This window comes from Chitinophaga niabensis (genome assembly GCF_039545795.1).
Classification (GTDB): domain Bacteria; phylum Bacteroidota; class Bacteroidia; order Chitinophagales; family Chitinophagaceae; genus Chitinophaga; species Chitinophaga niabensis_B.
The window spans coordinates 4,606,489-4,626,484 of the sequence record NZ_CP154260.1; the positions used below are offsets into that span (position 1 = coordinate 4,606,489).

Here is a 19,996-nt window from a genome sequence, read left to right on the forward strand (position 1 = left end):
TATCTGCATAGCTGAAATGCCTTGAATGTCGTACCTTTGCCCTCCTTATGACAGCGGTAAAATCAGTAGCATTTCATACACTCGGCTGTAAGCTGAACTTTTCCGAGACCTCTACTATCAGCAGGTTATTGGAGAAGGACGGTTTCGAGAAGAGGGATTTTGAAGAAACGGCGGACGTGTATGTGATCAATACCTGCTCTGTAACGGATAATGCAGACAAAGAATGCCGCATGTTAGTGCGCCGCATTCAACGCCGTGCCCCGGAGAGCTTTGTAGTGATCACAGGATGTTATGCGCAACTGAAACCCAAAGAAATAGCCGAAATTCCAGGGGTAGACCTGGTTTTAGGCGCCGCCGAAAAGTTCAATATCGTGGAACACATCCGCGAACTCTCCAAGGGAGACAGTGCTAAGATCTGCTCCTGCGATATTGAAGACGTTCATACCTTCCATGCCTCCTATTCTCTGAACGACCGTACCCGTACTTTCCTGAAAGTACAGGACGGCTGTGATTACAACTGCTCTTTTTGTACCATTCCCATGGCCCGCGGGATCAGCAGAAGTGATAGTGTGGCCAATGTGATTGGCCATGCACAAACCCTTGCGGCTACCGGAGTGAAGGAAATAGTGCTCACAGGCGTGAACCTGGGGGATTTCGGGAAAGGATTTGAGGGTGGCAAGAAACGGGAAGAATCGTTTTATGAGTTGATCCAGGCCCTGGATAATGTAGAAGGTATTGAACGGTACCGGATCTCCTCCATTGAGCCGAACCTGCTCAGCAACGATATTATAGAATTTGTGTCCGGCAGTAAGAAGTTCATGCCGCATTTCCATATTCCCCTCCAGAGTGGCAGTAATGATATCCTGGCTGCTATGCGCCGCCGCTACCGCAGGGAATTATATGCTGAAAAAGTGGCCTGTATCAAACAATTCATGCCGCATTGCAGTATTGGCGTGGATGTGATTGTGGGTTTCCCTTCTGAAACCGAGGCGCATTTCAAAGAAACCTATGATTTCCTGCATGACCTGGATGTATCCTATCTGCATGTTTTCACTTATTCCGAAAGGCCCAATACGCATGCCCTGGAGATCAAACCCATCGTGCCCGTTCAGCTGCGGAATGAACGGAATAAAGCTTTAAGGAATCTGAGCCATAAGAAACAGCAGTATTTTAATGAACAGCATATCGGGCAAACCCGGAAGGTGTTGTTTGAGCAGCATGGCAAGGATGGGATTATGGAAGGTTTTACTGATAATTATATCAAAGTAAGCACCCCTTTCCGGGACGAATGGAAGAATAAAATTATAGACTGGGAGCTGAGATAAGAGGGGGGATTATGTATTTTATTAATAATTAACCACACCCTCCCCAGGCAAATAGAAGAACAAAATCATAGACTGGGAGCTGAGATAAGAGGAATTTCAAAAATATATTTGGCAAAATAAAAATAGTTTTTACCTTTGCAATCCCGTCAAACGAAAAAGCGTTAGACGATCAAAAGAAAGGGAGTTTAGCTCAGTTGGTTCAGAGCATTCCGACTTAAGTCGGAAGAGTCGGCGGATCACAGGAGTTTTGAAAATATTGGGAGTTTAGCTCAGTTGGTTCAGAGCATTCCGACTTAAGTCGGAAGAGTCGGCGAATCACAGGAGTTTTGAAAATATTGGGAGTTTAGCTCAGTTGGTTCAGAGCATTCCGACTTAGGTCGGAAGAGTCGGCGGATCACAGGAGTTTTGAAAATATTGGGAGTTTAGCTCAGTTGGTTCAGAGCATCTGCCTTACAAGCAGAGGGTCGGCGGTTCGACCCCGTCAACTCCCACGAAAAGGTCTTCGTTTACGAAGGCCTTTTTTTATGCCCGCTCCCTTATATTCAATAAATCATATATTTGTACAATAAACCGAAACCCACCTATGAACTACCTGTCACCTCTTCAATTCAGGGTACTTAAATACAGCGCCATACCCGGCCTGCTCATGTTATATTACCATTTCGTCCTAAAAGCAGAATTCTCTGCTTCCAATTCTATGAGCGAGTATTTAAAGGCCGGATTTATTGGAATGATCATAAGCTGGGAATTCCTGATCCGGAAAGATTTCAAACGGGCTGGCATTTTTGTTATCGCAGCAGCGCTACTATATTTTCTCGTGATGCTAATCTTCAATCGTCTGCATTTAGGAACGAGAGCCAGCTTTTTCAATATCTTTTACCAGGGATTCACCTTTCTCGCATTCTGGGGTATGTTGTTGATCAGGGGTATTCTGCTGAAGGATAAGTTCTTCGTTAAAACAGCCCTGCTGACTATCTTCATCTGGCTCTATGGTACCGGGGATATGAGGGGCCTTTTCTTCATTGTTGATATCGTGGTCGACTGGCTGACAGATGGTCCATTCAATGGATCCCGCTACATTGGCAACTTCGTCTATGGCCTTTATCAATTCCTGCTCCCCTGTTTCTATTATATCATCCTGTATTTTACGGAGAACTACCTGAATGATGTAGATGCTTTCCGTAAGAAGTTCCATTCGAAGATCCTCGTTATTGGCAGAGGGGAATATGTCTTTTTCTATTGTGTATTCTTTATGTTCGTGATAGGAAGTTCCGCTGCAGTTGGCCAGTTGACGCAAGCCTGGGAAATGCTCGAATATAATTTTCAACCAGCGTTCGTATCAGCCATAGTAATAATATTTCATATGCTTTGCCCGATACTTACCATTGTGCTGAGTGGTTACCTGCTACGGAATATTATGGTTTCCCGTTCTTTGACGATCGATCTCCATAACGGCTTTTTATACTATCTGCACTGTTTGCCTTTTTTAAACCTGATCCCTTTGTTGATCTACAGCACCAAGAAAAACGTTCATACTACTGTTTCTGAAAATGCGCTGGCCTATGTACTGAGAGATGATTCAAAAATGGCGAACTGGATCATTGTAATAGGCTTTATTATGTCTGTCTATGGGCTATACCAAGGATACAATCAATACCAGTACCTGTCATATTATAAAGAAAACAAAGTATTGCCTATAATGGTTGCCGTTGTTACGCTTTTCCAGTTCATCAGGCTGATCAACTTTTTAATGCTGCGTAATTCAAGGAAAGCGGTGTACATATTGTTCACGATCAACCTGCTGTCAATATGCGTGCTGCTCTTCGGTTCCTTGGAATTGCTCTCACTGCGTGTAGGCATTTGCTATATGTCCCTGTACCTGTTGCTGGAAATATTCCATCCTACTTTATTTAAAGAAGATGCTGCAGCAGTTCCCGCCAGTGCATATACTGAAGGTTGACAAAAAAAATTAACCTAAATTTTTTTAAAATAAAAAACTCTATATATTTGCACCCTCTTAAAGAGGGAATGGGAGTTTAGCTCAGTTGGTTCAGAGCATTCCGACTTAAGTCGGAAGAGTCGGCGGATCACAAGAGTTTGAAAATATTGGGAGTTTAGCTCAGTTGGTTCAGAGCATTCCGACTTAAGTCGGAAGAGTCGGCGGATCACAGGAGTTTTGAAAATATTGGGAGTTTAGCTCAGTTGGTTCAGAGCATTCCGACTTAAGTCGGAAGAGTCGGCGGATCACAGGAGTTTTGAAAATATTGGGAGTTTAGCTCAGTTGGTTCAGAGCATTCCGACTTAAGTCGGAAGAGTCGGCGGATCACAGGAGTTTTGAAAATATTGGGAGTTTAGCTCAGTTGGTTCAGAGCATTCCGACTTAAGTCGGAAGAGTCGGCGGATCACAGGAGTTTTGAAAATATTGGGAGTTTAGCTCAGTTGGCTCAGAGCATTCCGACTTAAGTCAGAAGAGTCGGCGGATCACAGGAGTTTTGAAAATATTGGGAGTTTAGCTCAGTTGGTTCAGAGCATCTGCCTTACAAGCAGAGGGTCGGCGGTTCGACCCCGTCAACTCCCACAAAGGTCTTCGTTTACGAAGGCCTTTTTTTATGCAATTAGATCTTTGCGGGTTTAGCTCAGTTGGTTCAGAGCATTCCGACTACATCGGAAGGGTCGGCGGTTCGACCCCGTCAACTCCCACAAAGGTCTTCGTTTACGAAGGCCTTTTTTTATGCAATTAGATCTTTGCGGGTTTAGCTCAGTTGGTTCAGAGCATTCCGACTACATCGGAAGGGTCGGCGGTTCGACCCCGTCAACTCCCACAAAAGGTCTTCGTTTACGAAGGCCTTTTTTATTGCAATTAGATATTTGCGAGTTTAGCTCAGTTGGTTCAGAGCCTTCCGACTACATCGGAAGAATCGGCGATTAGACCCCGTTAACTCTCAGAAATAAAAAAGATTTCATAAATTACGAAGACCTTTTTTTATTTATAATTAGTTATCCCATAAATTATTTGTCATTGTTAATCCAAAAACTAACCAGATGTTTCACGTTTATGTCCTCTACTCGAATTCTCGTAATGTTTATTATATCGGTTATACCGGCGATGACTTAAGTGAACGTCTACGCAAACACAACTCTAATCATAGAGGATTTACAGGAAAATCAGAAGATTGGAAAATAGTTTATACGGAAGCCTATCCAACTAAAAAAGAAGCCAGTGAACGGGAAAGAAAAATTAAATCCTGGAAAAGCAGAAAGAAAGTACAAGTATTAGTCAATTCAGCACTTACACATACGGACCTTTAAAATGTAGTCCGTCTTAGTTAATATTCAAAAAAAACAAATATACAACTACAAAGGGTTTATCCTTGCTTCATCCTTGCTTGAAAGTAGCTTAAACCCGCGCCAAACCACAACATGAAGCAAGGATAAAGCAAGGATGAAGCTACCATGGCCCATCTGAAAAATTTAAAAAAGGGCTGCTCCGGTAAAGAAACAGCCCTTTTAATTACTTCATTTCTACCTCCCAGGTATCTGTTCGGAAGGGCGCTAATGGAAGCCCATCTTTACCGAACACATTCCCGACTGCCGTGTTGCGGAAACCAAAACGTACCGCTACGGGAACCTTCACTTCCTTGCTGGAAACAATCAGGGTATTATTTTTAATTGTAACGTCTGCAGGATAAAATACCTGATCTTCCCCCGCAATCAAAAATTCGGTGGCTGTTTTTCCTTTTATCACAAGGCCTTTTTCTGCATGGTCTATAACAATCGTTGCTTTATTTCCTTTTATGCTTAGGCTTTTGAAGGAAGGGCTTTTGTAAACAATGCCCTCTTTATGATAGGTATCCGCCAGTGCCAGGTTCGCCAGGCGTAATCCTACATCTTTTTTGTTGGTAGGATGTACATCATTTGTATCGGCAACGAGGTCTGTGATCACTACCATACCGGTATGGGGATGATGATCTGCCACCTGCGTCTGTGCCTCACGCAGTATGGCACCGCTATTTTTAAGACCATATTTATAGGGTGCTATCTGCACTAAGTAGAAAGGAAATTCTTTCTTCCATGCATTGCGCCAGCTATCAATCATTGTAGGAAGCAATTTAGCATAGGTCTTAGCCTGGCCCGTGTTATTCTCTCCCTGGTACCAGATGGCACCGGCAATATCATAATTCGTGATAGGAGCGATCATACCGTTATATGCATATCCCGGAATATAAGGGCGGCCTCCGGGAATAGAGATCTTTGAAGCAGCCTGTTTTAACACAGGATCAGCATAAATAATACTATCCGGTGTCCATACCTCAGCTGCAGTACCTCCCCAGCTGGCATCCACCAGGCCGATCGGAACATTCAGTTTTTTGTTCAGGTTCTTGCCAAAGTAATAACCTACAGCACTAAACGATTTGACGGTATTGCTGTCGCAGATAGTCCATTCTCCTTCACAATTATCCTGTGGGTGCAAAGAAGTGGTTTTAGGGATGTCGAAGAAACGGATATTCGGATTGTAGGCAACCGGCGCTTCTTCTTTGATATCCTTCAAACTACCTAAACGCATTTCCATATTGCTTTGTCCTGAGCATACCCACACCTCTCCTATCAGGATATTATTCAGTACGATCGTGTTCTTTCCTTTCAGGGTAATGGTAAAAGGACCTCCTGCTGCGGGTGTTTCAATGAGTACCTCCCAGCGGGCATTATTGGTGGTAACAGCTTCGTAGGTTTTGTTATTCCATGAAGTAGTGATGGAGATCTTTTCATTAGGATCTGCAGCGCCCCAGAACTTTACTTTGCTTTGCTGCTGTAATACCATGTTGCTGCTGATAATACTGGGCAGCCGGACATTACTGAATGAAGAAAGAGTAACACATAAAAGTGCCATCGTAAGTACTCTGCGCATAACGGTCATTTAAAGTTTGGCAATACGTAATTGTAGACATCATATTTCAGCTCACTCCAGGCACTTCCGTTAGGAAAGGGGTGACCGGGATACAATTCCTGGTTTCCGGGAACAAATTTAATCTTTATACGTATTGCTGGTTTGCCTTTTGTCAAGTTAGCGGGAATTAAGAATTCATCGTCCCGCAAACGGCGGTTGGAGGTCTCCACTTTGTATTTCCGTGGGGAGAGTTCTCCTTCCGGGCGGGAGATCATATAGGTGTTTGCGCCGGCCAGGTACCAGTTGCCGGCTTTCTGCCAGTTTTTCCCATCTGTTGAAACAAATATTTCGGCCTGCTGGTTTGGATAGCTGTAGTCCAGCGTACGGCGCAGGAGTACTCCCCTGTTATCTTTACGGAGTTTAACCTTGAACTCAGAAGTGCCGGTAGTATGGCGGCCATCCTGTTCCTGGGCTGGATAAATTTCCTTGCCGATCAGATCTTTATATTCATCTCTCTTTCGCAGATCATATCCCCATGTCTGTGCAGGATACACATCAGGGCCCCATTCATATTTCGAGCGGATGGTCTCCACTTCGGAAGCCTGTGGGGAATGATAGGCATGCCTTTGTTCGTCTTCCGGTTTACCGATATCAATGGAATCTGTTTTAACTAAGGAGGATGTGGGGAGGCCATACCAGTATGATACGGCTTCGTAATGTTCCTGTGATACATTTTCGTTATGCTCAAAGCGGATAACGGCCCTGTTCCCGAAAGGCATCAGGTCTGCCACTAAGAAACGATAGGCAGATTGGATGAGGTCTTTATCGTTAACGGCTGTTTTCTTTTCTGTAGCGCCACAGGGATGTCCGGCTAATGGAAGGGTCATATTCTCTCCGCCCCAGTAATCTCCACCACCGGCCCATTCTTCCGTACCTGTGCCATATGCCTGTGGCGACTGGCTATTATCAAAGAAGAAACGCGGATCCCCTTCTAATGTATGCAGGTTTGCATTATGGGAAAAGATGAAGGAGGTACCAAGAAAACTGCCCGTCCATTCTTCCTGCCCTTCCTCTCCTTTGGTATCCAGCCAGGTCATATCCTGCCCGAAATCCGGTTTGGGGAAATCGCGGTAGGTAGCATGAAAATAACTGCTTTGGTTAGCGGGTATTTTGGAACGTTCATAACGGATCTCATAATCGATGGCTGCATCTCCGGGAGTGATGCCTGTTAATTCAAACTTTGCTGATTTAAAGAATGGCATGGGATAATAACAGGCCAGTTCTACTTTATTATTTGGATAATCGTAACGGATATTTATGGGCAGTCCTTTTACTAAGTATTCCTTGCGCTCCCTGTTAAAGAAAGTACCGGCACCAAAGAAAAGGCAGATCGGTGCATCGATAGATGGATGCGCTGCATTATCCCAGGTCACTTTTAAACGGATGCGTTCCAGTGCTTCAGCCTTATCAAGGGGCAGACTTAACTTTAAAGCCCTGATAGAAGAAGAGGATGTAATGTTAGCCAGTACGACCTGGTCCTTATCCAGCTTTACAGTGCCCCGCAGCTTTTTGATATTCTTTGGAGCGATGTCTGTACCTGCGCGGCTCACAAGGTCTACCACATCTTTATCAGGTGCTTTATTGAGATCCCATGAAGGCAGGCCGGTTGGATTGGCGTACAGATGATAGATGTAATAACCTGTTCCATAAAACGTGCGGGAATAGGCTATCCGCAGGGAATCCCTGAAGGGCATCGGCGTCCAGATAAGATTGGCGCCTTTGGTTGTTCCCCAGGTCCATGCCATGGGTTCCGGGAAAGTACTGGCCGGAATAAAAACAGTATTCTTAAATTTCTTTACAGCATCAACAGGATCTGCGGTAGCTGTTTCAGACACGATGTTATCTTTTCCGTCTACCACAAAATGCCATGGACTCCCATGCCAGTGATTGGTACGAAAGAAATACAAGATTCCATTTCCTTTTACATCCAGTGTTACATTTTCATCTTCTTTATTCATGAAGAGGAAATTGGAGGCATCATAGGAACCGCCTGTACGGGAATAAGTGCTGCGCATATATGCCCGCACGCCTATCCGTTGCTGTGGTAACTGTTCCCATAACCGGAAGGCATCGTAGCCAACGGGAATTTTCTGTGCATTTGTATAAACAGGTATGCAACATACCAGGATCAATAAATACCGCATACTTTTTCTTTATTTTATTTGGCTGGCTTCCACCGTAAGGGAGCAAGGTAAAGCCCCTTCTTATCCCATCCTGTGTTTGAAATAAACCAGCCTTCCTTTTTATCGTAAATTATTTCAGCAGCATGCACGGGTAAAGTACATACCAGATTTTCTATCGGGAAGTTCTCCGGGTCTTTAGACCAAAATACGGCGGTCAGATTATATTCCGTCATGGCTTTACAGATGAACAGGTAAAACAAACCATCTTTCTGTATCACAAAGGGGCTCTCGGCATCTCCTCCCCAGTAAACTTCATAAGGTTGCACATGAGCTATCTGCGGCCCGCTCCAATGGAACAGGTCCGGGCCTGTCCTTACAGCAACAGCAGAACGAAAGTCTGTTTCGCTATATGTTTTTGTGTAGTAGTAATAATACTTTCCTTTGTAATGCATGATGTAGGAATCCCTTGCATGCCCGGGATCACTGAAAAGCGGATTACGCTGATGCCGCTCCCATGTGTACAGGTCCTTACTGACTGCCATGCACAATTGCCCCCAGGAAGCGTAGTCAGGTGCATTCTTCTGCATATTGCCTACGTTGTAGAACATATAATACGTTCCTTTTTCATTCATCACATAAGGTGCCCATAGCACTCTTTCCACACCGGGTTTCGCAGTTAATGCATAACCATGATCTTCCCATTTCTTCTGTTTAATAGATTTCGCAGAGATATGAAAAAGCCGTGTTTCCTTCCAGGGTGCAATTGGTAAATGATGAATAATGCCATAGGCATGCCATGTACCATCTTCTCCCTTGATAAAAGTATGATCATTTGTATACCATGAACTGTCTCCTTCTGTACGCAGATCATTCGGGTTGAATATGTGAACGAATGGCCCGCTTATCTCCGGAATGAGTTGCGCGAATGAATGAATGCAATTCAGCAGTAAGAGTATGATCAAAGAATATTTCATTTATTGTATCGTTTTACCCGTAAGGCAGCCTGTTCTTTATGTGCTGCAAATCCTTCCAGCTCACATAAACGCATCGCGTATTTACCGATCATCGCACTTGCTTCCGGTGTACATCTCTGGTAAGTGCAGTTCTTGAGGAACTTGCCTACCCACAATCCGCCGGTATACCTGGCAGCTTTCATGGTAGGCAGGGTGTGATTAGTACCGATCACTTTATCACCGTAGGCCACATTGGTTTCAGGGCCCAGGAATAATGCGCCGTAATTGGTCATATTATCCAGGAAGTATTGTGGATCGCGGGTTAACACTTCAACATGTTCATATGCCAGCGCGTCTGCTTCCTTTACAGCTTCTTCAAGAGAATCCACTAATATGATCGAGCCATACTCTTCCCATGCAACACCTGCAATATCAGCAGTAGATAAATGTTTCAGTTGTCTTTCAATCTCCACTAAAGTTTCCGCTGCAAGTTTTTCTGAAGTAGTGATGAGGGCTGCGGGAGAGGTTGGGCCATGTTCAGCCTGCCCTAACAAATCGCAGGCGATCATTTCAGCATCGGCAGTTTCATCCGCGATCACCAATACTTCTGTAGGTCCGGCAAAGAGATCGATCCCTACTCTTCCAAACAATTGCCTTTTAGCTTCTGCTACATAGGCATTACCAGGGCCTACCAGCATATCCACGGCTTTAATGGAATCTGTACCGATGGCCATGGCACATAATGCCTGCACGCCTCCAAGGATATAGATCTCATCTGCTCCTGCAAAATACATGGCACATACAGTAGCTTCGGGTATTTTTCCATTGATAGGCGGTGTGCAGGCTATTACTCTTTTCACGCCAGCTACTTTTGCCGTTAGGATACTCATGTGTGCGGAGGCTACCATGGGATATCTTCCACCCGGGATATAACAGCCTACGCTATTAACCGGGATGTTCTTATGCCCCAGGAAAACGCCTGGTAAGGTTTCCACCTCTATATCTGAAATAGAAGCCAGTTGCTTTTCTGCAAAAAACCTGATCTGTTGCTGTGCAAACAGGATGTCCTGTATCACCTGTTCCGGTGTACGCTGCACGATTTCCTTAATCTGGTCTTCCGTCAGCCGGAATGCATCCGGCGGCCAGCTATCAAACGATGCGGCATATTTTCTAACAGCAAGGTCTCCGTTCTCCTCAATGTCTTTAATGATCTTCCCTACTGTTTTTCTCACGCCTGAATCTGCATTTTTAATATCAGATTCACTTTTCCCTTTTTTCAAAAACCTGGTCATTCGTATGATTTATTTTTTTTCACTCTGATTCGCCCGAAGGCTTTGTTAATTTCTGGGACACATCAAGCGGTTCTCCAAAATCCGGTGTACCGTCATTCTTCCAGGTGAACCGCTGTATCCTTGGGCTCCGTGTACCACCACAGCCCTGCCCGCTTTGTATATTGGCGTGGTAGATGATCCAATCTTCCTTATCATCTTTCGATTTGAAGAAGCCATTATGGCCGGGGCCGAATACGTTGTTATTGATGCTCTTTGTAAATACGGGTATCGGGCTTTTCGCCCAGTCTGCCGGATTTAAAGGATCGCCGTTCTCTTTCAGTCTCAACATACCTAACCCGTAATCATCTGTTGCGCAATTACTGCCGGAGTATACTACAAAAACATTCCCGGCAGGGTTCTTTAGTACCTCCGGCCCTTCATTCACGGCAGAGCCTTTCTTTTCCCAGTCATACTGCGGGAAGGAAAGTTGTACGCGGGAGGACTTCAGCGTCCAGGGGTTTTCCATCTCTGCTATATAGATCCGCTGGCTGATGTCTGTTCCTGAGATCTGTCCGCTCCAGATGAAATAAAGTTTGTCTTTGTATTCGAGTATCGTACCATCGATGGCAAAATAATCACCCAATGGATCAGCCAGTTTTCCTTTATCTGCCCAGGTGCCCGTAGTTGGATCAGGATTGGGATTCTCTAATACAAAACACCGCTGCGTGGCCAGATTGGTAGTAGCACCGGCAGTATAATACAGGTACCACTTTCCTTGCAGGAAATGTAATTCCGGCGCCCAGATATTCTTTGCATTATTACCGGTAGCTGGTGGCGTCCATACTGTTTTAACAGCTGCTTTACCCAGTTCGGAGATAGCGCGTGTTTTCCAGATGGCAATACTATTTACCATGGTATGCATATAGTAGAAGCTGCCATCCTTTTTATATACCCATGGATCAGGGCCACTGCTGAGCAGTGGATTATAAAATGATGTTATTCTGTCCGGCGGCGGATTATCAGTTGCTTTCTTTGTTTCCGAACAAGAGAGCATAAGGGCCATAAGGCTAGCTATATAACTTCGTTTGAATACTAATTCCCCCATAGTGTTGGATTATTACCTTTACTTTTTCTCCATTCGTTACGCCACCTGTGTATATCCGATGGCCCGATCATTGGCTGTGGCTTTCTTGCTGCCGCATCCGGGATGGCAGGAACCGGCGAGGCCTTATCCTGATACCAGTAAGCAACACTGGCCAGATCCAGTGTGAGCACATTCATGCTGCCATGTTCTATGGTAAACCTGAACAGAGAATCGAAATGGATCGGGTCAGCGATGTTAAACCGGTAGATGTGTGTTCTGCCGAGGAAACCGATGTCGTTATTCACCCGCGCATAACCGAAATAGGGTGTGGCATAGGGTGTTTTAGGGGCGCCCCATGATGTATTGAAGTAATCTTCTGTTCCGGTGCCATATAGAATATTGTCATCCACAAAGATCATATCGTCACCTTCTCCATACCAGTAAGGTGTGGGAGAATGAACGTAGTAATTCACCCCCACAAAATGTCCCTTACCTTTTATATTCGCGATCAAATAATTATCCTTTCCTGTTTTATTGGGTTTGCCCGGACCAAACATCCAATGTTCGTTTTCAATACTATCTACGGAAGCCGTCAGTTGTTTGTTATACCAGGCATGGAACCTCCCGGCGTGTTGTGGCAGTTGTTTCATTTCCACATAATCAATATAGAAATACAGCGTATTGATCTCTCTGCCGGATTGGTTTTCAATTTCTACCTTTCCTCCCTTTTGAAAAGGCATGGCGAAATAACTGACCAGGCCCATGCCATCCATGGGTGCTGCAACCAGTGGCGCTGAAGTGAACAGGTAAGTTTCATTCCATCCCTGCCCGAAAAAAGGGCCTATAGGTGATTCAACAGAAGGATATTCCTGACCATCCCAGTACATGCGGATGATAATATCATTCCGGCTCAGTACAGCAGGTTCCGGGCCCATGGTCATCCAGATATGTTTGATGATACCTGTGCCTTTCACATCAAAGATCACGCGCTTCTCTCCATGTTTGATATGCTGTAAATTATCATGGTTATCGCCGGACCTGTCGTAACTACTGATGCGTTTCGACTTCACCTGTTGTTGGATGATACTCAGGTCCGTCATCTCCTGTGCATAAAGAGATGAGCAGCTGCATATCATAATGATAAGGAATGTCCATTTCATAAGCCTGTGTTATTAGTTACCCCATAACTGAGGATCATTGCCTTTGCTTTTCCTCCACTCGTTCCGCCATTTATGAAAATCCCCGATACCAATGAAAGGTTTAGGCCTTCTGCTTTCCTTATCAGGAATAGGCGGAACAGGTGATGCTTCATTTTGATACCAGTACGCTACACTGGCAAGATCGAGCGTCAGCACATTATTATGGCCATGTTCTATCGTGAACTTAAGTGACTTGTTGAAGAATAAGGGATCTGTAACATGGAAGCGGTACAGATGTGTTCTGCCCAGCCATCCCATATCGTTGTTTACTCTTGCATAACCATAATAAGGATGAGAGAAAACATTTTTCGGGCAGAAGGCGGTGTTGAAGTAATCTTCTGTTCCTGTACCATGAAGCGTGGGTTTCTCAGCTCCATCGATATAGATCATATCATCTCCTTCTCCATACCACATGGGTGAGGGAGAATGTACATAATAGTTCACCCCTACGAAATGCCCTTTCCCTTTGATGTCTGCAAAAACATAATTATCCTTACCCGTAGTGTTATTGCCGTATTTACCTAAAATGGCCCATTCGTTCTCTCCTTCTTCCTTTGATGCACCCATCAGCTGTTTGTTATACCAACTGTGAAAACGGCCCATACCCGCAGGGAGTTTATCCATGCTTACATAATCCACATAAAAGTAAAAGGCATCTATGGCCCTGCCGGATTGGTTCTCTATTTCAATCCTTGCACCTTTACTAAAAGGCATATTGAAATAACTGACCAGTCCTTTTCCATGATCAGGGCTCGCAGATATAGGTAAGGCATTGAATTCATACGCTTCATTCCAGCCCTGGCCAAAGAAGGGGCCGATAGGAGATACAACCGAGGGATACTCTTTTCCATCCCAATACATCCTGATAATAATATCATTGCGATTCATGGCTCCGGGATGAGGGGCCATGGTGATCCAGATATGATTGATGATACCTGCACCGCTTTCATCAAATATCACCTTCTTCTCGCCGTCTGCGATCTTCAGAAAGTCATCGTTACCACCACTCTTATCATAACTGCTTACGCGCTTTGATGTTACGCCCTGCTGTATTTGCGCCAGTGAGGAAAGATCATTCTGTGGTGTTTGTCCAAATGCATGCGTAGTCAAAATACCAAGCAGGCATACGATCATTTTTATTTTCATGCTTTTACTTTTTCATCATTGATTCGATAACCGCTTTACCGGGTCCGCCAATGGCAGAATTTTTCGTCACTTCCCAGAAGCTTTGCTTTTGCTGGATCTGTACCTGCGTGGTAACGATCCAGCTTTGGATCCATCCGGTTAATGTACACCAGGTACCCCAGCCGGCATCAGAGTTAGAGGCCCAGTAATCCCAGCGGCCGTAATCGAAACCTCTGAACCAGGCACCATCAAGGTCATTATGCACTTTGCTGCTCACCTGTACCCTTGTGAGGAAATCTGAAAGTTTATCCACCACCGCTTTATACTTTCCTGTTGCTGTGTATGCTTCATTCAAACTGAACAAGGCAAAGTTGCAGGTGTACAACATGCAGGCCGCTTTCTCTCCGTTGCGGAAGATGAGTGAGCCTTCATCTGTACCATAATCCTCATTTTTGCTTAGTGATTTGAACATGCCTTTCCCTTTGCCTAACTCTTCCTGGATAGCGCCACTTTCATCCTGGTACTTTGTTATTTCATGCACCATTTTATCTAACCATTGCCTGTGCTCTTCTGTGTCTTCCACTCTCACCAGCCAGGCCAGTGGCAGGATCATACGGGCACGTTGCGTTTGCATGCTGCTTCCCCATTTCCATTTATCGGGGTAGGACTCCATGGTGATCCGGATAGCTTCTTTGGTTTTGGTCAGCAATGGTGTATAGTTGGTTTTATTGTACAGCCATAAATAACAGGCCCACATCCAGGATTCAAAGTGAGGAGAAGGAAATATGATATCCCTGTTCTCGTAATACTGCCAGCCATTCTTAATGATGTCTCCTTCTTCCAGCCGCTCTCCCCTGAAACCATGTTTACCCGTTGTTCTGAAATTACCCATGATGGCTTCGGCCAGTTCTTTATCCCACTTATTGGTTTTCAGATATCCGGCGGCACCTATCATGCCTAATATTGCGCGTGCATTATCATCTCCGTAAAATGTGCCGGCATTAGTAGTAGCCCAGCCAATGAGACCATAAGCTGCACTGGCCGGATCATTCTTTGCATCGGCGCGCATATTGGAGGTTTTAAAGAGATAATCTATTAGGTTCGCAGATTTCTCTTTGTATATTTTGTTGTTTAAAAAACTTCCTGCAGCAGCAAGTGCCATACTTACTTCACCCTGCACATCCGCGCGCATCCAGTAACGGTATTGCTGTGTCCCATCGTAATAAATTGTAGAGGTATGTCCTTCCAGTATACCCAGACTACCATCTCCGTTAGGTTTACGCTGACTTACCATTGGACCTACAGGTGTTAAGCCATTGGATCCGTATTTAAGCCAGTCCTGCTTCCAGCTGGGATGAATAAAGAAACGCCCGTTATCAAACCAGGCCACGCCTTTTTTGATGCTGTTAGCTCTGGCTGTTGGGGGGAGTTTTTCGTTACGCCCGAACATGGGGTGTACATCTTCTTTCCAGCCATCCAGCCTGTTAACACCCATGCGGGAGAGGATATAACTCCATACAGCTTTAATGGAACTCTGCGGTCCATACCGCCCTGTTTCAAAATTGCTGAGCCCGGTCATACATACCAATGCATTACCCTGTTCAAAAAGCAAGGGGTAGGATCTGGTGTCAGAAAGCCCATATTCTGCTTTATCAAACCCCACCACCTTTGCCAGTACGATCAATGGGTCTTTTATTTCAACAGGTAACACATGGCAGTTATGAATACCCAGCAAACTCATCGGTGGTAGTTGTGCGCCAAAAACACCTGCCGTGATAACACCACGTTCCAGATGAGTTTCCAGCGGTTTGGCAGGAATGCTCAAGCCCGGAAATGCAGCAGGATATTCGATGTATAGCCTTAGTGACTTTTTACCCGCTTCATCCAGCAGTTGCTGGCTGATCTTATTCTGCGGGTCTATTGCTGGGTATTTAGCAGCTATGATAAACACGCCTGCTCCTTTAGGTGCAGCTTTTACTGCAGCTTCCGGTGTATTATATTGTTTGATGGAAAATCCTTCCCGCTTCAGCAACTGGTACAGATCATTCTGCAGGCTGCCATAACAATAGATGTCTTTAGCACTTGCCACCAACCCTGTAAGCAGGAGGATACATATCCATGAGAATTTCTTCATCTTGATTAATTATTTACTAAACAATTCCTTCAACAACCTTAGTGCTTCTTTTGTGATCAATGCATCCGTTCCTTTTTCCAGGAACGACCATTTACCAGGCCCTGCCTCATAGCCACCCTCAAGGGATGCCTGCAATGTGGGAATATATCCTATCGTATTTTCAGCATAGGCTGCTACGATGGTATGTTTAAAAGGAGAATCCTTTTCAATGGCCAATGCCGTTTCTACAAATGGTTCACCAGGTATAAATACGATCGCCAAGGGTCCGATACTGATCACATTTAAGCGGGCCAATGCATCCTTATCATTAGCCAGTTTCACTTCATCCCTCACCGGCATTTTTATTTCCTGATATAGCGACCTGAATCCGGATGATCCAATAAACAGCCTTCCCTGTTCCTGCACCAGTTCTGCCAAAGCATGGCCATGGCGTTGTGCAGATGCAGGCCCTTCGGAAACAGTGGGAGGATTAATATCTCCTGCTGCACCATTTAAGAATAGGGGCATTCCGTTCTCCGCATTCGTTTCCAGGGCCAAACACATTTCACCCGGGAACTCTGCAGAGATATGTGGCATGCACATTTCATGTACAGGATGACAAATAGCATGTACCAAGGTAGCGATCACATTGCCTGTTGCATCCTGGAAAATAACAGAACGCACCCGCCTGTCTACCGGTTCCCTGTTCAATAATTCCGGAGCTATAGGCTGAATTGAATCAGACATAATGATCCCTTCCGGCGTTGGTATACGGCGTTGCATGGAATAACCTTCCAGCCTGGAAGAAGCTACCGCCACGCTGCAGGGTTTTGTGGCAATGGCTGCCTGCAGGATGGCGTTTTTAATGCCATCCTGTATGCGCGACAACCATTTTCTGTAGGCTGTATCCAGATATAGATCGGATAAAGCCACAGATTCCGGCGCATTATGCGTATGTGTACAAGTGATAATGATCTTTTCAGGCGGAATAATATCAGACAATGCCTTTTTGAAACTATACCATCCACCAACAGCAGTATCGTTGAGGGCCAGCAGGTCCAGAGATACTAATGCCAGTATATCTTTTCCTGATTTCAATACCAGTATGCGTGCTTTCAATGGAAGCCTTACCGATTGAAATGGTTCATAGAGCCCCTTCACCGATGAAGTCAGTAATCCTACTTCAAGTGGTGGCGTAATATCTACCTGAGCAGTACCTGCTTGTAAACTATTCATTTCAGCTTTGCTTTTTAATCCAGTTCAGCGATTGCTGCCAGAATGCATCATAGCTATCCCACAGCTCAAAATTGATCCCCCAGTGTGGTGCGGGGTCAGACATATAAGTGAGTACACGTCCTTTACCATATGTTCCTACCACTACCAGCGGATGCCCGGTTTCTTTTACCCGTACCAGCACCTCTCCTTCCGGTTTTTCGGTCACTTCATTGTACCCGAAGATCGGTGGGAAGGTTTCCCATGAAAGTCCTTTTACAACTGGATGATCAGGCACCAATACTTCTGCAGTGAAACCTGCGGAAGATTCCACAAGGTCTTCTGTAGCCATACATTGAACAGGTAATGCATTGGAAAAAGAACTTCTTCCCCAGCCTGATTTGCCTAATGCGCCACTGAAAGATAACCAGCCTCCCAGCATCATTAATCCACCTCCATTTTCTATCCAGCTTTTTATAGAAGTAAGCCTGTCAGGGAAAGTAACCACTGTGTCTTTGCGCAGTGCGCGGTCAAAGAAGCTGGGGAACAGGTGAAAACATTTTGCTTCCACATCACTGATGATCAGCCCTACAGAGGTTTCCAGGATCTCCTCCAGTCTGCCTGGCTGCATGCGATATAGTTCCCAGTTAGCCATGCTGGTTACATCCATTACCGGATCAATGGCTTTTACCAGCCTTCTGCCATAGAAATGCAGGTCTGCATCTTTTGTTTCTGTTCCAAAAGGTGTTTCAATAAATAATGGTCCTACGCTGAATACCCAATCTCCGAGGTAAAGTAAATGATCGCGTTGTTTCATGTTGCACTATTTTTATACGTTATTGTGTTATCTGCAGCACGGGTAGCCAGGAAGGCGAGATACCTCTTTGCCAGCTGCCAGAAAACAATAAATGCGATCACAGATGCCCCTATTGTTAATGCGCCGGAAAGGTATTTTGCAAACCAGACATGCGTTAGCCCGAGAATAAAAAATGAAACAGATCCTGTTCCGATGATGGCAATAAAGATGCCCTGGAAAACAGGTTTAAATTCGCCTTCCGTACCTGGTTTATCCAGGTGTTTAAATGGCGTCCAGCATCCCAATGGATGTGCCCTGAGATAGAAGCTCTGTAATAACTCTTCAGGATCTGGTTTGGTGAGCAGGGCAACTGTTACCCAGAGTACAGTGGTTAAGCCCATCACTAACAATGTTTGCCAATACCAGGCAATGATAAGGCTGTCTGCCCATGGCACGCCGAAATAAGCAAGTAACTTAGGCCCCACAACAACAAGACAAAAAACACCGGCCCCGCCAAAAGATGCTGCTACGCGTGCCGGTCCATTGAACCGCCACCACCACCACTGTGCCCAGTTTGCCGGTAATTCCGCTGCACTGAGTGAAAGCATGAATATGGCCACGTCCGTAATGATCAGTACATTGAATACCACTGCTACAGACAAAGCCAGGATAACCACCATGCCTATTTTTCCCATCAGCATATAATGTGCTTCTTTTGCTTTGGGTACAAACCATCTGCGGTAGATATCACTCACCAATACCTGGCTGCCAAAGTTCAGGTTGTCTCCAACGGTAGACATAGTTGCGGCAAGCATCGCTGCCACCATTAATCCCATGGCACCAGTGGGTAATAAGAGTTTCATTAATCGTCCATACACCAATTCCCGGTCTGCTCCGGTCTCACGCAATTCCGGCCAGATCACCGCTGCGCTTATACTGGGCAGCGTAACCAGTAAAAGCAATAAGAACATGCTGATAGCTGCCACAACATACATGGTTAATGCTTCTGCGGGCGTACGCGTGGAGAGGATACGTTGCCCCTCCATCGCGCCACCCATTGGAGCAGCGTCTCCACCATAACCAATACTTTGCCCCAGGAGCCAGCCGAAGGCTGCAGCCAAGGGGAATATTGCATGATCTTCAGGTGGTACCGAACCCAGAATTTCCTTACCAGTGGGTCCGAATTTATTGCCAATGGCTTCCACCATCGCAGCTGCTCCTCCAAAGTGATCAAGGGTGAGATAGGCCAGCATTAAAGTACCAGCCAGGAAAATGATCATCTGTATGAAGTTGGATACAACTACTCCCTTGTATCCAGAAGAAAAAACAAATAACAGGGATATAGGAACAACGAGATAAAGTGTTTGCAGTTTGGTAAGATCAAAGGCGGGCCCCATGATCTTGTAAGCTGCCAGTAAGGTAATCCCCGTCCAGGCCGGCATGGCTATCAATGAAGTCCGGATAGCAATCCATAACCGCATGGCAGCTGCTGCTCTTTTAGGAAAACGCAGATCATAGAATTCCAGTGTGGTGAATAAATTCAACCTTCTCCAGAAAACCGCAAACAACACACCTCCCAGGAACAGCGCCAGGCCAAAACGGCTCAGGTACCACCAGCAGATAAAACCTCCTGTTGCCACAGCCAATCCTCCGTAACCGGTAGCCGCATCCGGACTCACCAATGCTGAAGTATAAGACACGCCATTTAACCACCCGGGGATCTTACGGCCACCCAGGAAAAAATTATCCATGCTTTTGTTAGCAAAGCGGCGGTGCCAGAACCCGATTCCGAGCATCAGCAGGATGTACGCAGCTACGATCAAAATGTCTAATTGATGCCAATTCATATG

At 45.3% G+C, this 19,996-nt stretch carries 14 protein-coding genes and 4 tRNA genes; 7 read left to right on the forward strand and 11 right to left on the reverse strand.

The features are described from left to right. Window positions 1-47: 47 nt before the first annotated feature. The 7 genes from mtaB (at window position 48) to AAHN97_RS28990 (ending at window position 4,634) form a co-directional block, all read left to right on the forward strand. A complete protein-coding gene (mtaB, locus tag AAHN97_RS18180) occupies window positions 48-1,325 on the forward strand; it encodes a tRNA (N(6)-L-threonylcarbamoyladenosine(37)-C(2))-methylthiotransferase MtaB (protein WP_343303490.1) in 1,278 nt (425 codons plus the stop codon). Between the two features lie 416 nt (window positions 1,326-1,741). Further along, window positions 1,742-1,816, forward strand: a tRNA-Val gene (locus AAHN97_RS18185). Between the two features lie 92 nt (window positions 1,817-1,908). After that, a complete protein-coding gene (locus tag AAHN97_RS18190) occupies window positions 1,909-3,285 on the forward strand; it encodes a hypothetical protein (RefSeq protein ID WP_343303491.1) in 1,377 nt (458 codons plus the stop codon). A gap of 543 nt (window positions 3,286-3,828) precedes the next feature. After that, a tRNA-Val gene (locus tag AAHN97_RS18195) sits at window positions 3,829-3,903 on the forward strand. A gap of 49 nt (window positions 3,904-3,952) precedes the next feature. Further along, window positions 3,953-4,025, forward strand: a tRNA-Val gene (locus AAHN97_RS18200). Between the two features lie 49 nt (window positions 4,026-4,074). Next, window positions 4,075-4,147: transfer RNA gene (locus AAHN97_RS18205), tRNA-Val, on the forward strand. Window positions 4,148-4,367: 220 nt separating this feature from the next. After that, on the forward strand, window positions 4,368-4,634 hold the full coding sequence (locus AAHN97_RS28990) for a GIY-YIG nuclease family protein (protein WP_430516948.1): 267 nt from the start codon (window positions 4,368-4,370) through the stop codon (window positions 4,632-4,634). A gap of 202 nt (window positions 4,635-4,836) precedes the next feature. On the opposite strand, the gene AAHN97_RS18210 is transcribed toward AAHN97_RS28990, so the two are convergent. From AAHN97_RS18210 to AAHN97_RS18260, 11 genes are read right to left on the reverse strand one after another with little or no spacing between them, the layout of a single operon-like run. Then, complete coding sequence (locus AAHN97_RS18210) at window positions 4,837-6,231, reverse strand: sialate O-acetylesterase (RefSeq protein WP_343303493.1); 1,395 nt, start codon at window positions 6,229-6,231, stop codon at window positions 4,837-4,839. A gap of 5 nt (window positions 6,232-6,236) precedes the next feature. Next, window positions 6,237-8,414 (reverse strand): DUF2961 domain-containing protein, encoded by a 2,178-nt coding sequence (locus AAHN97_RS18215; protein WP_343303494.1) that lies wholly within the window; start codon window positions 8,412-8,414, stop codon window positions 6,237-6,239. A gap of 14 nt (window positions 8,415-8,428) precedes the next feature. After that, the gene (locus AAHN97_RS18220; RefSeq protein ID WP_343303495.1) at window positions 8,429-9,367 is read right to left on the reverse strand and encodes a family 43 glycosylhydrolase; all 939 of its coding nucleotides are present in this window, start codon (window positions 9,365-9,367) and stop codon (window positions 8,429-8,431) included. Next, the gene (gene hisD, locus AAHN97_RS18225; protein ID WP_343303496.1) at window positions 9,364-10,638 is read right to left on the reverse strand and encodes a histidinol dehydrogenase; all 1,275 of its coding nucleotides are present in this window, start codon (window positions 10,636-10,638) and stop codon (window positions 9,364-9,366) included. Before hisD ends, AAHN97_RS18220 begins: the two co-directional genes overlap by 4 nt. A gap of 19 nt (window positions 10,639-10,657) precedes the next feature. Further along, the gene (locus AAHN97_RS18230; RefSeq protein ID WP_343303497.1) at window positions 10,658-11,671 is read right to left on the reverse strand and encodes a glycoside hydrolase family 43 protein; all 1,014 of its coding nucleotides are present in this window, start codon (window positions 11,669-11,671) and stop codon (window positions 10,658-10,660) included. Window positions 11,672-11,709: 38 nt separating this feature from the next. After that, window positions 11,710-12,861: a glycoside hydrolase family 172 protein gene (locus AAHN97_RS18235; RefSeq protein WP_343303499.1), complete on the reverse strand. Its 1,152-nt coding sequence runs from the start codon at window positions 12,859-12,861 to the stop codon at window positions 11,710-11,712. 12 nt (window positions 12,862-12,873) lie between these two features. Then, a complete protein-coding gene (locus AAHN97_RS18240) occupies window positions 12,874-14,046 on the reverse strand; it encodes a glycoside hydrolase family 172 protein (protein ID WP_343303500.1) in 1,173 nt (390 codons plus the stop codon). A 4-nt stretch (window positions 14,047-14,050) separates the two neighbouring features. Continuing rightward, window positions 14,051-16,159 (reverse strand): hypothetical protein, encoded by a 2,109-nt coding sequence (locus AAHN97_RS18245; protein WP_343303501.1) that lies wholly within the window; start codon window positions 16,157-16,159, stop codon window positions 14,051-14,053. 9 nt (window positions 16,160-16,168) lie between these two features. Beyond that, complete coding sequence (locus AAHN97_RS18250; RefSeq protein WP_343303502.1) at window positions 16,169-17,374, reverse strand: hypothetical protein; 1,206 nt, start codon at window positions 17,372-17,374, stop codon at window positions 16,169-16,171. Between the two features lies 1 nt (window position 17,375). Next, window positions 17,376-18,167 carry a glutamine amidotransferase gene (locus AAHN97_RS18255; RefSeq protein WP_343303503.1) on the reverse strand — a complete coding sequence of 264 codons (792 nt, stop codon included), beginning with the start codon at window positions 18,165-18,167 and terminating at the stop codon, window positions 17,376-17,378. Then, complete coding sequence (locus tag AAHN97_RS18260) at window positions 18,164-19,993, reverse strand: sodium:solute symporter family transporter (RefSeq protein ID WP_343303504.1); 1,830 nt, start codon at window positions 19,991-19,993, stop codon at window positions 18,164-18,166. The genes AAHN97_RS18255 and AAHN97_RS18260 overlap by 4 nt, the downstream gene beginning before the upstream one ends. Between the last annotated feature and the right edge of the window lie 3 nt (window positions 19,994-19,996).